This window comes from Pseudomonas sp. FEMGT703P, assembly GCF_002786345.1.
Taxonomy (GTDB): Bacteria; Pseudomonadota; Gammaproteobacteria; order Pseudomonadales; family Pseudomonadaceae; genus Aquipseudomonas; species Aquipseudomonas peli.
Genome location: NZ_PGCM01000005.1, coordinates 750,501 through 763,231, shown reverse-complemented (window position 1 = coordinate 763,231; position 12,731 = coordinate 750,501). Strand labels below are relative to the sequence as shown.

General features: G+C 60.1%; 12 protein-coding genes and 1 pseudogene. 4 read left to right on the top strand and 9 right to left on the bottom strand.

The window, feature by feature from the left end; genetic code table 11:
- Window positions 1-23 precede the first annotated feature (23 nt).
- From CUR33_RS07365 to CUR33_RS07355, 3 genes are all read right to left on the bottom strand, one after another.
- Window positions 24-320: a helix-turn-helix transcriptional regulator gene (locus CUR33_RS07365; RefSeq protein ID WP_289239163.1), complete on the bottom strand. Its 297-nt coding sequence runs from the start codon at window positions 318-320 to the stop codon at window positions 24-26.
- An 84-nt stretch (window positions 321-404) separates the two neighbouring features.
- On the bottom strand, window positions 405-1,202 hold the full coding sequence (locus tag CUR33_RS07360; RefSeq protein WP_289239162.1) for a DUF2285 domain-containing protein: 798 nt from the start codon (window positions 1,200-1,202) through the stop codon (window positions 405-407).
- A 323-nt stretch (window positions 1,203-1,525) separates the two neighbouring features.
- Window positions 1,526-1,876, bottom strand: coding sequence for a DUF2958 domain-containing protein (locus CUR33_RS07355; RefSeq protein WP_289239161.1), 351 nt, complete (start codon window positions 1,874-1,876; stop codon window positions 1,526-1,528).
- Window positions 1,877-2,199: 323 nt separating this feature from the next.
- Here CUR33_RS07355 and CUR33_RS07350 point away from each other — a divergent pair, with 323 nt between their 5' ends.
- Together CUR33_RS07350 and CUR33_RS07345 are read left to right on the top strand one after the other, a co-directional pair.
- Window positions 2,200-2,481, top strand: coding sequence for a helix-turn-helix domain-containing protein (locus CUR33_RS07350; RefSeq protein WP_289239160.1), 282 nt, complete (start codon window positions 2,200-2,202; stop codon window positions 2,479-2,481).
- A 6-nt stretch (window positions 2,482-2,487) separates the two neighbouring features.
- The gene (locus CUR33_RS07345) at window positions 2,488-4,269 is read left to right on the top strand and encodes an SIR2 family protein (protein ID WP_289239159.1); all 1,782 of its coding nucleotides are present in this window, start codon (window positions 2,488-2,490) and stop codon (window positions 4,267-4,269) included.
- A gap of 36 nt (window positions 4,270-4,305) precedes the next feature.
- Here CUR33_RS07345 and CUR33_RS07340 read toward each other — a convergent pair.
- A pseudogene (locus CUR33_RS07340) lies at window positions 4,306-4,470 on the bottom strand (DUF736 domain-containing protein); the annotation flags it as partial.
- A 69-nt stretch (window positions 4,471-4,539) separates the two neighbouring features.
- Between CUR33_RS07340 and CUR33_RS07335 the strand changes: the two are divergent.
- The gene (locus CUR33_RS07335; RefSeq protein ID WP_289239158.1) at window positions 4,540-4,947 is read left to right on the top strand and encodes a hypothetical protein; all 408 of its coding nucleotides are present in this window, start codon (window positions 4,540-4,542) and stop codon (window positions 4,945-4,947) included.
- Between the two features lie 56 nt (window positions 4,948-5,003).
- On the opposite strand, the gene radC is transcribed toward CUR33_RS07335, so the two are convergent.
- Window positions 5,004-5,513 carry a RadC family protein gene (gene radC, locus CUR33_RS07330; RefSeq protein ID WP_289239157.1) on the bottom strand — a complete coding sequence of 170 codons (510 nt, stop codon included), beginning with the start codon at window positions 5,511-5,513 and terminating at the stop codon, window positions 5,004-5,006.
- Window positions 5,514-6,131: 618 nt separating this feature from the next.
- Between radC and CUR33_RS07325 the strand changes: the two genes are divergently transcribed.
- On the top strand, window positions 6,132-6,728 hold the full coding sequence (locus tag CUR33_RS07325; protein ID WP_289239156.1) for a hypothetical protein: 597 nt from the start codon (window positions 6,132-6,134) through the stop codon (window positions 6,726-6,728).
- A gap of 85 nt (window positions 6,729-6,813) precedes the next feature.
- Here CUR33_RS07325 and CUR33_RS07320 read toward each other — a convergent pair whose 3' ends face one another.
- The 4 genes from CUR33_RS07320 to CUR33_RS07305 are packed head-to-tail and all read right to left on the bottom strand — an operon-like array spanning window position 6,814 to window position 12,713.
- Window positions 6,814-7,665, bottom strand: coding sequence for a hypothetical protein (locus CUR33_RS07320; RefSeq protein ID WP_289239155.1), 852 nt, complete (start codon window positions 7,663-7,665; stop codon window positions 6,814-6,816).
- A 53-nt stretch (window positions 7,666-7,718) separates the two neighbouring features.
- Entirely contained in the window at window positions 7,719-10,610 is a 2,892-nt protein-coding gene (locus CUR33_RS07315) for a hypothetical protein (RefSeq protein WP_289239154.1), read from the bottom strand.
- A 35-nt stretch (window positions 10,611-10,645) separates the two neighbouring features.
- Complete coding sequence (locus tag CUR33_RS07310) at window positions 10,646-11,395, bottom strand: chromosome partition protein MukE (protein WP_289239153.1); 750 nt, start codon at window positions 11,393-11,395, stop codon at window positions 10,646-10,648.
- Window positions 11,388-12,713: a hypothetical protein gene (locus CUR33_RS07305; RefSeq protein ID WP_289239152.1), complete on the bottom strand. Its 1,326-nt coding sequence runs from the start codon at window positions 12,711-12,713 to the stop codon at window positions 11,388-11,390. Before CUR33_RS07305 ends, CUR33_RS07310 begins: the two co-directional genes overlap by 8 nt.
- Window positions 12,714-12,731 lie beyond the last annotated feature (18 nt).

The following is a 12,731-nucleotide window of genomic DNA, read 5'->3' as shown; positions in this document are numbered from 1 at the left end:
GATGGCCCCCGCCGGACCGCCGATCAGCGCGCACGACTTTCTGCCGATTGATGCTCGGCATATTCGGGATCGGATGTAACCTCGAAGCTGCGCTGGTCAGCCCAGCTGTCGAGATCGGCAACGGCATACATGACACGCCGGCCGAACTTGCGAAAGCGCGGGCCGCCGCCGATCACGCGCTGCTTCTCCAGCGTGCGTGGCGACAAGCGCAGGTATGAGGCAGCCTCGTCGTTATTCAGGTAGCGCTGCGGTTGAGTTGTGGCAGCGGGCTGTAGGGAATTAGCGTGGGCGGTAGCAGGCCGTACGGGAGCGGGTCGCATGGGGTGAGCCTCCATCGTTCAGGACAGCCCGGCCACACCAGCGCAGCCGGATGGAGGCAGTCTCAGGAATGGTGGGCGGCCTACTCAGGGCCGTTTTACGGGTTCCGTCGAACGACCCTCCCCCCGCCCATCGAGCTGTGCCAGGCGGCGATAGCCGCCGTGCATCAGCGTCCGGCCGCGCCGCACCAGGCGACGCACCTTCGAGCGCAGGCCGCTGTCGGCGTGCCAGTCGTCGATCACCGCCGGCGGGCCGAACAGCCCCGCAGCCACTTCGCGCAAGGACGCTCCAGCCAGGGTGGCGTCGAGCGCTTGGAGGGAATGTAGCTCCAGCAGTGCAGCCGGACTAGGGCGGCAGCGGACCGCCGCGAGTGGCCCGACATCGGCGGCGACAGCCAGCTTGTCCAGCTCGGTTGCGATGGAGCGGAAGCGTCCGCAAGTCCTGGAACAGGCCCGGACGGCGTGCACATAGGCCATGCCCTGCTCCAGGCCGGGCGCAACGTCCAGGCGCAGGCAGCAGCCCGGCCAGCGTGTCGTCAGCAGAAGACGCCGGCCATCATGGACCAGGCATTTGCTGCCAGGGATGCGCCAGAAGTCGAATGCCACGGAGTCAGGCATCGGATCGACATCGGGATACAGGTGGATCAGTTCCGGGTGGTCGGGAAACCAGACCGGATGCGCGTCACGCGAGTCCAGGCGCGGGTCTTCCAGCAGTCGCAGCCCCCACCGTTGCGCTGCCTCGGGCCGGCGCTGGCGATCCCGCCAGTCGCGGCGGTACTCGGGGTTACGGCGCAGGTACTCCCAGGCCAGGGCGAGGTTATCCAGGTGCAGGACGTAGAGATAAGCGGCGGTGGGATACCACTGCTCGGCATCGCGATCAGCCATGAGGCAACCTCTCTTTGCATAGGATCCGTCGCCACGGGCTCGCAACGCGAAGTCAGGGCCTCCTCGACACAGCATCATGTTGCATCAAGACCGATTGACTCCGAAGCGTTACGCGGATCGTCCGAATGCGACAGTGCCGCCGCCCATCATTGGTACGGCGCTAGGCACAGCCTGCAGTCTTGAGCGTTGGCCATCATGACCCATTGGGTAAGGTTGACAGTACCCGACGGCAAGAATGTCGATTGAGACGCTCTCAGTCTGGAATCAGACCGAGTCAATCACAGTGCGCGCCTGGACAACCTGGGCGGGATAGACCGGATCGGTCAGTCCATGATCGAGCCGTTGAGGTGCGCCAACCGCGTGTATTCAGACAACGTGCGTGTTGCCCGGAAGTACAGGTCGCGCATGACCGGACACTTGTGCGGCCCGACGATGGACTCCAGCTCGGAGAGCTTCACTGTGCCCAACGCGGGCATGCCGATGCCCACGTCGCACAGGCCATAGACCGTGTCCTCGTCGGCCGGATCGAGCGAAGCCAGAAGCCAGGTCGCATGCGCGTCTGGCGTGAACAGGCGCACCACCGGCAACGGGTCGACGGCCTGGTCCACCGCCCGGTCGCGGCCGTTCGCCAACAACTGCTCGCGCTCCGTCTCGGTGATGAGCGACAGGGTCATGAATGCACCCTCGCACCGCTTGCGGGCGTGGATGCGTAGAGGTGCTTTCGCACGAATTCGCCAATCCGCCGATGCGGATTCGTGCATTCATTCAAAGGCACGGATGCGCATGCCGGCGAATCTGCAAAAGCACCAAGGCGTGAAATCGGCATTGTGCAGGTCAGGAAAGACACGGAGGCGCCTCTGCGGTTCTGATGAGATCAGCCGATACGGGTTTCCGTAAAAGCACGGAAGCGGCACCGCACGCATCGGAATGAACACTATAGATTGTAGCCCTATAGGGCGCAATCGGCTGTCATCTTGGCTTTTATGGGAGCCAGTGGATGACAGCGAAACCCTCGTTGGCAACGGCATTGCGGACAGTAAGGAAGGCGCGTGGCTTGAGCCAGGAAGCCTTCTCCGACGTGTCCAGCCGCACCTACATGAGTTCGCTGGAGCGCGATCTGAAAAGCCCGACGCTGAACAAGCTGACCGAGCTGTGCGAGGTGATGGAAATCCATCCGATGACGCTTCTGGCACTGGCATATTCTGGAAACGATCGTAAGAAGGCGGAACAGCTACTCTCGGCAGTTAGGGATGAGCTTGAACTGCTGGCAAAGGACTGACGACCAATGACACTTCTTCAAAATGACCCCACCACCCAACTTGCATTTTCCGTCTACGAGAACAAGGGAGTTTTCGCTGTTCTTCTAGGATCGGGCCTGTCGCGTTCTGCAGAAATTCCGACAGGCTGGGAAATAACGTTGGATCTGGTGCGCCGCGTAGCGACCGCCCAGGGCATTGAGAATCAGTCCGATTGGGCAACGTGGTACCGTGAGAAGACGGGCCAAGAACCGAACTATTCTGCCCTGCTGGAAGAGATCGCGAGTTCCCCCGACGAGCGGAGGGCGATACTGCACCGATATATCGAGCCAGACGAGCAGGACCGCGAAGAGGGCCGAAAAGTCCCGACCAAGGCACATCACGCGATAGCTCAGTTGGTTCGTTCCGGTCACGTCCGCGTAATCGTCACGACCAACTTTGACCGGCTCATGGAAAACGCCCTTCGGGAGCAAGGGGTTGAGCCTACTGTGGTGTCCTCCGCCGATGTTCTGGCTGGTGCAGAGCCACTGACGCACAGCCGATGCTATCTGCTCAAACTGCATGGCGACTACAAGGATGCCCGCATCCTGAACACCGATCAGGAACTGAGCGCTTACCCGGAAAGCTACGACAAGCTGCTGGACCGCATCTTTGATGAGCATGGTCTGATTACCTGCGGCTGGTCTGGTGAATGGGATCATGCACTGCGGGCTGCATTCCTTCGCGCACCGAACAGGCGCTATCCCGTGTACTGGGCAGCTCGGGGGGCGTTGGGCACGGGGGCCTGCGAGTTGGCCACCCATCGAAGCGCCAAGACGATACCGATCTCAGGTGCGGACGAGTTCTTTCAAACACTGCAACAGCGAGTCGAAACGCTTGAGCAGAACCAGCGCCAGAATCCACTTAGCATCGAATTATTGGTCAATAGTACGAAGCGCTACCTAGCGAAGCCGGAATATCGCATTCAACTGGACGAGCTGCTTTCACAGGAAACAGAGCGACTGATGGCGCAGCTCGATGCAAACCAGTTCACGCCGCAGGGCCAGTGGAGCCAGGAAGAGTTCCGATCACGGGTACGACGATACGAGGCCCTGACAGAACCCTTGACGCGTATGGCTGGTGTGCTTGGCAGATGGGGGGATGGTTCTGAATTGACCACGATCCTTGACATCATCAGGGGGTTGTATCTGCAGGCCGAGAAAGTCGGAAACGGCCTGGTGGTATGGCTCGGTCTGCGATCCTACCCGGCCGTCTTGATATTCACTGCCTACGGAGTCGGCCTAACGCGCTCGCAACGATGGCAGACACTTCACGAGCTTCTGGTTGCGCCCTGGCCCCGGGAGCACCACGCACCCAAAAGAGTGGTATCCACACTGTTTCTAGATGAGTGGAAAGGGGCAAGGAATGAGGTATGGAAAGAGCTGGAAGGCCTCGACCGCCGCAGGACTCCCCTCAGCGATCATCTGCTCGAAGTGATGACGAACTGGCGGTCTAGCTTTGCAGGTGTATCGGCAGAATTTGAGCTTGTGTTTGAACGGTTTGAAATGCTTGCTGCTATTGCATATCTGGAGGAAAACAGCGAAGCGAGTTTGGAGCAAGCTCTGACCAATACACCTCACGGCCTGTTCGCCCGCATGCCTGTAGGGCGCGTTGGGTGGCATGAGTCATCAACCAATTCGCTGATTCTGGAATTTCAATCAGAAGCGGCCACCACAGCTTTGCTGCGCGCAGGCTTTGCACAGAACAGTCGCCGCTTCTTGGAACTCTCCATCGAGAGTTTCAAGCGTTACGTCGGCAAAATGTCGTGGTAGTACCCCCCCACAATCGGCGGGGCACTGAGGTGGCCGTCAGGCCGCCGACTTGCTGCGCGACCAGATCAGGTTGTGCGTACCGTCCTCCTCTTCGATCAGCCGGACGTAGATCGTCGCCGGGAACGAAGGGTCGTCGAGGGTCACTGACAGGTAGGGCCGCTCGGCCTGGCTGACTTTCTTCCAGGCCACACCGATGTCGTACTGGAACAGCGCTCCCGACTGCATGAAACCGCCGGTTTCAGCAGCCATACCCACTATCACGTCTGCGATGTGATCGAGACGGCAGCCGGGAACCACTCACTGTTCAATGCCTATGTAAAAGAACGCCTGGACACCCTCTGCGGCCAGTTCGACCTGAAATACTGGCCCTCGCTGGATCAGCTTGTCCGCGCCATAGCTGCGGACGCAGAAAGCGCCACTCTGGAGGCCACAGATCCGCTGCCCCTTGCTGCGACGGCCGCGACGCGCCCCTCTCGGGCCGACGTCTTCAAGGCACTGTTCGCCGCCATCGAGGAGAACAGCGTGCACCACCATGGACAGCTTCCCGAAGGCTTCCGGCTCACCGATGGTACGTTGACCTCATTGGTGAAGTGCGCGTTGGATCTGGGGCCGAACGAGCTGGCGGACAGCGCGTATGTGAAACGGCTTCGCCAGCGCGAGCGCAATGGCGACATGTGATGCTGTTCTGGCCGCATTCGGCGGTACAGCAAAAAGGGGGCCGAAGCCCCCTGCACCTAGAGCAATCCCTGCTCTGCAAATGAAACAGTGGCCTCGCCGCCCACGATGATGTGATCCAGCGCGCGCACCTCCACCAGCGCCAGGGCCTCCTTGAGGCGCTGGGTCAGCAGCTTGTCCGCCTGACTTGGCTCTGGATTTCCGCTCGGATGGTTGTGCGAGAAGATCACCGCAGCTGCGTTGACGCGCAGTGCCTCCTTCACCACTTCGCGCGGATACACCGACGCCTGGTCGATGGTGCCACGGAACAACTCCACGTATTCAAGCAACCGATGCTGACTGTCGAGGAACAGCGCCGCGAACACCTCGTGCTCGAAACCGGCCAGCTTGGTGCGCAGGTAGTCCTTGACCAGCTCCGGCGCGGTGAACAGCGCCCCGCGCTGGTATTTTTGGTCGATCGCCTGGCGCGCCACACTCAGGATCTGGTCCACAGACGCGGGCAGGTAGCGCCCCTGCGCGTCACGCACCAGCAGAATGGAATCGAGCGAGGAAAAGGAAAGTTGCGACATGGTCGTGCTCCGGTTGCTCGGGCGGAATTGCCCGGAACCGGTGCCAGCACGGCGCAGCGCAAGCTGTCAGGGGTCCACGACGGCCACAGGACGCCAGCGCGCAACGCGCGTGCAGCCCTTGACGGCGAGAACGCCGTGATACGGTGAAGGGAACAGCAAGACAGCCCCCACCCCACCCATGCCACGGATCGGCAAGCGGAGCGCGCAGGCCCAGAAGGGCCGGAGGTGTCAGGGATCAAAGCCGAATGGCCGCGACTCGGCACGAGACGCGGGGCGCAGCCCGCGAGCCCGACGGCGGAACGCCGGGACACACTAGCGAATAGCGAACACACGAACTCGCAACTTCAAGTCAAACAGAATGAAGGGAATAAAGTTCATCGGTGAAAGACGAACACTCGTCCAATTGGCACGGTCTATCTGAAGTACAGACAGCACGAAGATATTGATCCGTTATAGGGCCACTGCTAGGATCAAAAACGGTTCTGGTCTCCGCCTTGCTGCCCCGAGGAAAACCAGCTCAAATCGAAGCCCATATCTTTCCCTTGTGGCCCGCCCGGCAAGCAGCATGCTCAGCAAAGCGAAAGCTTTAATGGCTGCATTTTGTCGAGGAAATTTGTGATGTTCGATTTCGAATGTGTAACTAACGCGGTTCGAGCCATGAAGCTGGACAGCGTGCCCGACGACCTCTCCTACTGCCAGCAGTTGGAGCTCAAAGCAAAGCACTTGGGCTACCAAAACTGGAACCATTTGCTCGACACTTTGAAGAACGAGCCCGCAAAAGACCGCCTTCAAAAAAGCACAATGCGCTTGATGCAGCGGGTTTGCCAAGTGCGCTTGCCGCTCCGCAACAAAGCTTACGTGCAACTAACTGTCCTGCCTGGTGGCGGAGTTGGTCATTACAGTTACTGGATAGGCTGGGATAAGGAAGGCAATGAGGTTCGCGTGCCTCGCCCTATTGACGGCAGGGAGCAAGCACGAAAACTTCGCAAATTTCAGCCCTCTCCCGTTTTTGCTATCGAAACAGAAAGAGAGTTAATAGCATGGCTGCATTTGTGGTTTTCGACTGCAATAGTGCCACCAAAGTTAGCCAGAGAGTTTTTTCCGGCTTTGTTCAACAAGAAGCACCTTGTGGCGAAAAATCCACCCATTGATGTCATCAAAGACAAGTACGAGGCAATGGGTGATCTCTATGCAAATAACCTCGAAGAAAATTAAATAAAACTTCAGCGGCTCTCCTCGGAGCCGCTGAAACCGCTTACTGAATCGCACCGGACTAACCGGATAAGCCACTGCAATTGAGTCAGTCGGGCGATCGGCCTCTTCTTAGCTCGACGGGTTCCAGTACGGTCGAGGGCACTGCCAGACAATACTCCTGCTCAACACCTCTGCCCTTGCATTTGAGCAGGGCGAACAGGTCCCGCAGAGGTGGATCCTGCCGCTCTAGCCAAGGGAGCAGCGCCGGGACCAGGGCAAAGTTCTCTCGCCAGATGGTTTCGTCTCCATACTGATCGACTATTTCGGGACTCAGAAGCGGTACCAGCATACCCGCGTCGGGCAAGGCTTCGGCTATGCGCCGGGCATTGGCCAGGCCAACCGGGTCAAGGTCAGGCAGCAGCCAGATCTTCGCGCCCTCCCAGCAAACCAACAGCGCCAGCAGCCGATCGGACAGCCAGCCTTCGTAATAGGCCACCAGCGCGCCGCTCAATGCTGCCGGCAGGCGTGCCGGCAGATGCAATAAGGTGTCGCGGTTTTCCACTAACACCACATGGCCGGTCGGTCTAGGTGTCGCCTCGGGCCTGCGCTCGTCGTGCCATAGCAGCTTCAGAAACGCAGGGGAAGGCGATTCCCATTGCAGGGCATTGCCCTGCGCATCCACCCAAGTAACAGCCTCGCCAGCGCTGCAGCTGATCATGAGCGAGGGCAGTCGCCCCCCGCGCTTGCTCGAGCCGGCGTTGATGATGTTCAAGCCGCGCACCGAACAGCTGTCCAGATCCGTTGGCGGCTGCAGCCGGGCGATGCGCTGTCCTAGCGAATCCGAGTGCTGCACGATCACATGCGGCGACACGCGCCCGGGCACACGGCCCACCGTGACGATGCCGGAGACTCTGAGCTGATCGAGCACCGCTTCGAGTGCCTTCGGCCAACTGCGCACAGGGACAGGTCCTTTGCGCAACCGCTCGAGTATTTCCAGCTCTCTCAACCGATTCATGGCTGCGCTACCGTGTCAGCCTTCGCGGTCTCCACCTGCAGGCTATCACCGAACTGCCCGACGTCTACCTCGTACTTCTCGTCCCTCTCGCTTTGCTGCGGAGCCTGCACCGGCTTGTCGTCTTCGGGATGGTCGAAGTGCTGCCAGTCCGCCTGGGTCACGTAGATTCGGTTGTCGGTGTTGATGCACTCACTGATATTGATGCAGTAGCGCACCGTGGTAGTCGGGTCGACGGATGCAAAAACAGGGGTGAAACCAAGGTTCTCGCTGAATGCCAAGATAGTGCGCTGGTTGCTCGGGTCAACCGAAGCAATCTCGTCCAGGTAGAACGGCAGGAAAGGTTCGACCCGGGCACCGCGGTCGGTCAGGTGACGGATCAGCGAGAAGTACAAAAGTGGCTTGAGCGTCATGGTCGAGCCATTAGAGGCCAGCTCGTCGAGTGTGTTGCAGACGATGACCTTGCCGTTGACCTCTTCCACAGTGAATCCGATGTCGAATAGGTCGCCGAGTTCAAGGGTACCGTCACGACCATCTTCAACCAGACGAGATAGCCGATCCATGGCGCGCACCAGCTCGGTCTGGGATGCGCCCCCGCCTTGCTGGCCGAACAGGTCGGTCTCGTTTTCGTCAGCCTGGGCGATGTGTGAGGACAGGGTATTGATGGCGTCGAGTATCGGTTCGTTCCTCTTCAGATCTAACCTGAAGCCACGAAGGTTCGAGACTTTGCGCGCATTGATCCGGCGGTTGAATAGCGAAATCTCGTGTTCCAGCGTCACGTAGTTCTCAGAAAGATCGCGCAGAGCCCCCGAGAGCTGGGCAATGCCCTCCTGATGGTAGCGCTTGAGCATCTCACGCATTTGCGGCAGCGTTTCCAACCGCTCGCGTGCGTGCTGCACCAGATCGCTCAGACTCTCGTGTCGGGCAAGATCAGGTAGGTCGCCAACGATCGAGTGCTGGTAGTTCTTCATGGTCAGGGCTATGCGGTCGAGCGCGTTGCTGATCCACTCCAGCCGGTTCAGCGTGTCACCGAAGTTGTACCCGGTAAGATCGCGTTCGAAGGCCTCGGCCGGCCCGTCAGCAGGAATAAAGGGACTGTTCTGGATCTGGCGGTGTTGCTGCACGTCCTTGAGCTGGCGGGCCTGCTCGAGGGCATCGTTGAGCTTCTGCTCGATAACGTTGATGGTCCGGGTGGCACCCTCGATCCGCTCCTGGTGCCCTTGCAGCCACTCGTCGATCTGAGCGAGGCACATCATCACACCCTCGAGCACCTGACGATCAGCGGTCTCGGTGGCTTCCAAGACCTCGAGCTCGGTCAGCTCCTGCAGGTAACCCTGCTGGTTGCTCAGCTGCTTTGCCAGCGAATCCAATTCGGTACGCTTGAGCGCCTGGTTCTGGGCAACCTCGAGTTGCCCCTGAAGCTTGGCCAGGTCCTCTTGATACATGGCGATCGACTGTTGCAGCTGCGCCGGGTCATCGCTATGAAAATCCATTGGAGGCAGATCAGTCAGGTCGAGCTCGAAACCCTGTAAATTGAGCAGCCCCTCCTTCGACATGAGTTGGGTGCGTACCCAATGGTTGAAACTGCCCGGGCGGATTTCGGTCAGCGCTGTAGCCTCAAGGCTGAACATGTCGCTGCGAAGCAGCCGCGACAGCTCGGCCTTTTCCGCATCGACAAAGCCCTGGGTATCCAACAGTCCGTCGCCATTGCGGATCTGCTCCAGCCGCTTGTTGAGCTTGCGAATTTCATGTTCAGTGTGGCGCAGCCTGCTGCTGACGGTTGCCACATCGTAGATGTCAGCCTGGCGCAACTGATCGCTGAGCGTGGCGTGCTGGGCTGTCAGTGTTCGAATCGACTTCTCGACCGCCTCGCGGCAGGTCATCGCATTGCGCTCGCGCAACTCGTCGAGGCGGGTCAGCCTGCCGGCCAAGGTGATGCGCTGCTCGACCGTCCTGTCGCGCTCTTGCATGCGGCTATTTAGCTGTTCGTTGAGCTTGGCGCGCTTTTCGATTTCTCCCTTGTGCAGCGCGTTGAGCTGCTCGATGCATAGCGGTGTCCGCTCCACCGCCAGGGTCAGGTTTACCCGCAGCTCGCGCACCAGCCAGCCGCCTTCTTGCGAAAGTCCGGTGTATTCGTCGTATTCCTTGCCTAGGGCCAGGATGTCCTCGCGACGGTACCCCAGGCGCTCGACTTCCCGCTCGGCAAGACGAAAGCGCTGGAAGGCGCGCTCGCGGACCTCTAGGAAGTTCAAATTGGCATTGCTCAGTTTTTCACTGAAGACGTTGAGGATGAGTTCCTTGATCTCGCGGCTCTTGAGCAGCGGCTGAGTGAGCAGGTTGCGATAGATCTGGCGGAACACCTGGTAGCGCCTTTCGTTGGCGTTGGCCAGCGGCACCATGGTCACGTCCCAGTCGCCGCCTTTGACCCGCCCGCTCTCTCCGTAGAGCATTTGGCGCATCTGTTCGCGGGTCAGGTTGCGCACCTCGATACCCTGTTCGTACCAGTGGCGAAACAGCTCCTTGTAGGGGCGTATGCGGTTGATCGGGTCGACGAAGTCACCCATGTCCAGCTCACCTTTAGCCACGAACAGTTCATATTCGTTGCCGGCGGTAGGTCCCTTGCCGTGAGCACCGACGATGAACACGCCGTCGGGGGTCAGCACCTCCATCAGTAGGTAGCTGTGGTCGCTGGGAAAGAAGAACGCGCGGCTGGTGTTGGCCTGGTGGGCGCCGAAGTGCATGTGTGCTAGGTGGGTGAAGAAGAGAAACTGCATGCTTTGCAGCGCCTGGGTCTTACCCAAGTTGTTGTGCCCGCAGATGCTCAGTGGCCCGTCCATGGGGAAGACCGACATGATGTGGTTGCCGGAGTTGACCATGGCGTAATGGCGCACGCCCCAGCGGGTCTTGAGTGCTTTACTGCGCATCGTTACTCCGGGGTCTCGTCGTCTTCGTCGGGTTGGGTATTCAGAAAGTCGTCTGCCAGCTCGTCCACTGAGCGGTCGCTGTAGGAATAGTCTTCCCCACGCTCTTTGGCCTCGAGCTGTTGCTGATGCTGGTCAGCCAGGCGCCGGCAGATGTCGAGGTAGAAGTAGGCCGGCAGGCCCAGGGTGTAGGCGACCTTGTCTTGGGAGAGACGGCGTTCATTCATCACCCCGACGTCGACCAGCCGGCGAATACCGTTGTCGATGAACGACTCCACACTGCCCAGTCCAAGACGGGTGAGCCGGTCGTGGTACTGGTTAAACATCGCTCCCAGGTCGTCAAGGATGATCGGTTCTTCATGGGTGATCATCGATTCGATCGGAAGGCCCTTGTCGCACAAGTGTTCGATCAAGGAGAAGATCGCCGCTGCTGCCATGCGCTCGCGCTGGGGCAGCTGGGCCTGGCTCATCTCGCGCGGCTGCAGGTAGTAGAACCCTGTGGTGTGATGTCGCAGCTCATGCCCCATCATGCGCAACAACACCTCGTAGGTGTCCTGAAAGCGCGACAGCTCGCGATATTCCTTGATCCGGTCAGTGCTACTGATAAAGCGCCCCGCCTCGAGCGCTTCGACAACCCGGGGGAACAGGCTGAGCTCGCGATCGAGGCGCTGGGCATAGTGTCTGGCATCGCGCACGCGATCTTCGAGCGACAGCTCGAGACCCTCGGCAGATTCGGTCTGAGGCAGATCATCCATCGGCGGGCTCCCGGGTAGGCAAGGGTTCGTAATGTCTGTAGAAGGCGATCGGGGCCGGTCGCCGCGGGGCCGGTTCGGCATTGTATGAGCGCCGGTTCATGCGGATTTCGAGCTCCTCGAATCGGTAGTGCTGCATGTCGTCGTGGCGCTGGATGAAAGGGGCAGTCTTATCTTCCATCGTCAGCCGGGTCAGCACGCGCAGCACCGAGTCGGGCCGGGCCTTGGGGTACTGAGCCATCAGCTTTGCGACAACATCCTCGACAGGCTGCTGCTGCTTCAGCCAGCTGAGCATCTGCGGGGATATCTCCCGGCGCTCGCGGGCCTCGAGCGCCACGGCCGAGGGGGCGCGCACGAGGATCGCGTCGGGGGCAATCGACTGCAGCTCCTTGAGCTGCGCCCACCAGGCCTGCAGCGAATCCTGGTCAGGCTTGTGGACGCGTCGCTTGCGCGGCGGCAGGGCCAGAGTGTCACTGCGCGCCAATTGGCTGCTGTGGTGGACAAGGTCCTGAAGTCCCAGCGCCGCTCCCTGGGCGATGCGCGCATTGATCTGCGCCTGGCGCACAAGCGGCGCCAGATGGCTCGCCATGTTCTCGATCGAATGATTGAGGCTCTCGCGAAAATCGAGCATGCGAAACAGGATGCTGTCTATTTCGTAGCGGGCATCATCCATGCTCAGCAGGTGCAGCGCCGGGTCCTGCTGCCACTCCTGCAGGGTGCGTTTGATGCGCATGAGCGAAAGATCGAACGGCCCACCCATGCTCTTCATCTGCAGCGCCGGTGTCACGTACTCGTCCCAGGCCTTGATCACCTGCTCATAGCGCTCGGCCAGCGGCTGGCTCTGATCCGAGCGCTTGGCCTTGTCCACCAGCGCGTAGATAGCACGTCTATTAGATTCAACCATGCGTCGCAACGTCTGAAAGCGCGACTGCATCTCCTGGGACTTGGCAAAAAAGCCCGTGCGCCGACCGCTGAGCAGGGCCGCAGCCAGCTCTTCAAGGTGCCCCTCGAGCCTGTTGGCGTTAGCACTGATCTCCTCGATCAAGCCCAGACTCTGCTCATCGAGCAAAAACTGCACAAAGGGTACGATCTGCAGGTTCAGCGAATAGCCCCGCCCACCGCGGGAGAACTCCGAAAGGATGCCGATATCGACCATGCGCTTGACTGCCACCTGCTCAGGCTGGTCGGTGCCGATAATGAACGGCCGTACGATATGCAGCAGTTCGCGCTCGGTCAGGGTGCGGGTTTCGTAGCGAGACCAGATGGTACTTACGATGTCCCAGCAGTCACCAAGGGCGCGAATGAATGACCGTGGTTTCATTGAGCCTCAGGCCTACTA

Bases quoted from the DNA above. Each gene is read 5' to 3' on its own strand.
- CUR33_RS07345 (WP_289239159.1), top strand. From the start codon at position 2,488: ATGACACTTCTTCAAAATGACCCCACCACCCAACTTGCATTTTCCGTC.
- CUR33_RS07305 (WP_289239152.1), bottom strand. From the start codon at position 12,713: ATGAAACCACGGTCATTCATTCGCGCCCTTGGTGACTGCTGGGACATC.
- CUR33_RS07325 (WP_289239156.1), top strand. From the start codon at position 6,132: ATGTTCGATTTCGAATGTGTAACTAACGCGGTTCGAGCCATGAAGCTG.
- CUR33_RS07350 (WP_289239160.1), top strand. From the start codon at position 2,200: ATGACAGCGAAACCCTCGTTGGCAACGGCATTGCGGACAGTAAGGAAG.
- CUR33_RS07360 (WP_289239162.1), bottom strand. From the start codon at position 1,202: ATGGCTGATCGCGATGCCGAGCAGTGGTATCCCACCGCCGCTTATCTC.
- CUR33_RS07355 (WP_289239161.1), bottom strand. From the start codon at position 1,876: ATGACCCTGTCGCTCATCACCGAGACGGAGCGCGAGCAGTTGTTGGCG.
- radC (WP_289239157.1), bottom strand. From the start codon at position 5,513: ATGTCGCAACTTTCCTTTTCCTCGCTCGATTCCATTCTGCTGGTGCGT.
- CUR33_RS07310 (WP_289239153.1), bottom strand. From the start codon at position 11,395: ATGGATGATCTGCCTCAGACCGAATCTGCCGAGGGTCTCGAGCTGTCG.
- CUR33_RS07365 (WP_289239163.1), bottom strand. From the start codon at position 320: ATGCGACCCGCTCCCGTACGGCCTGCTACCGCCCACGCTAATTCCCTA.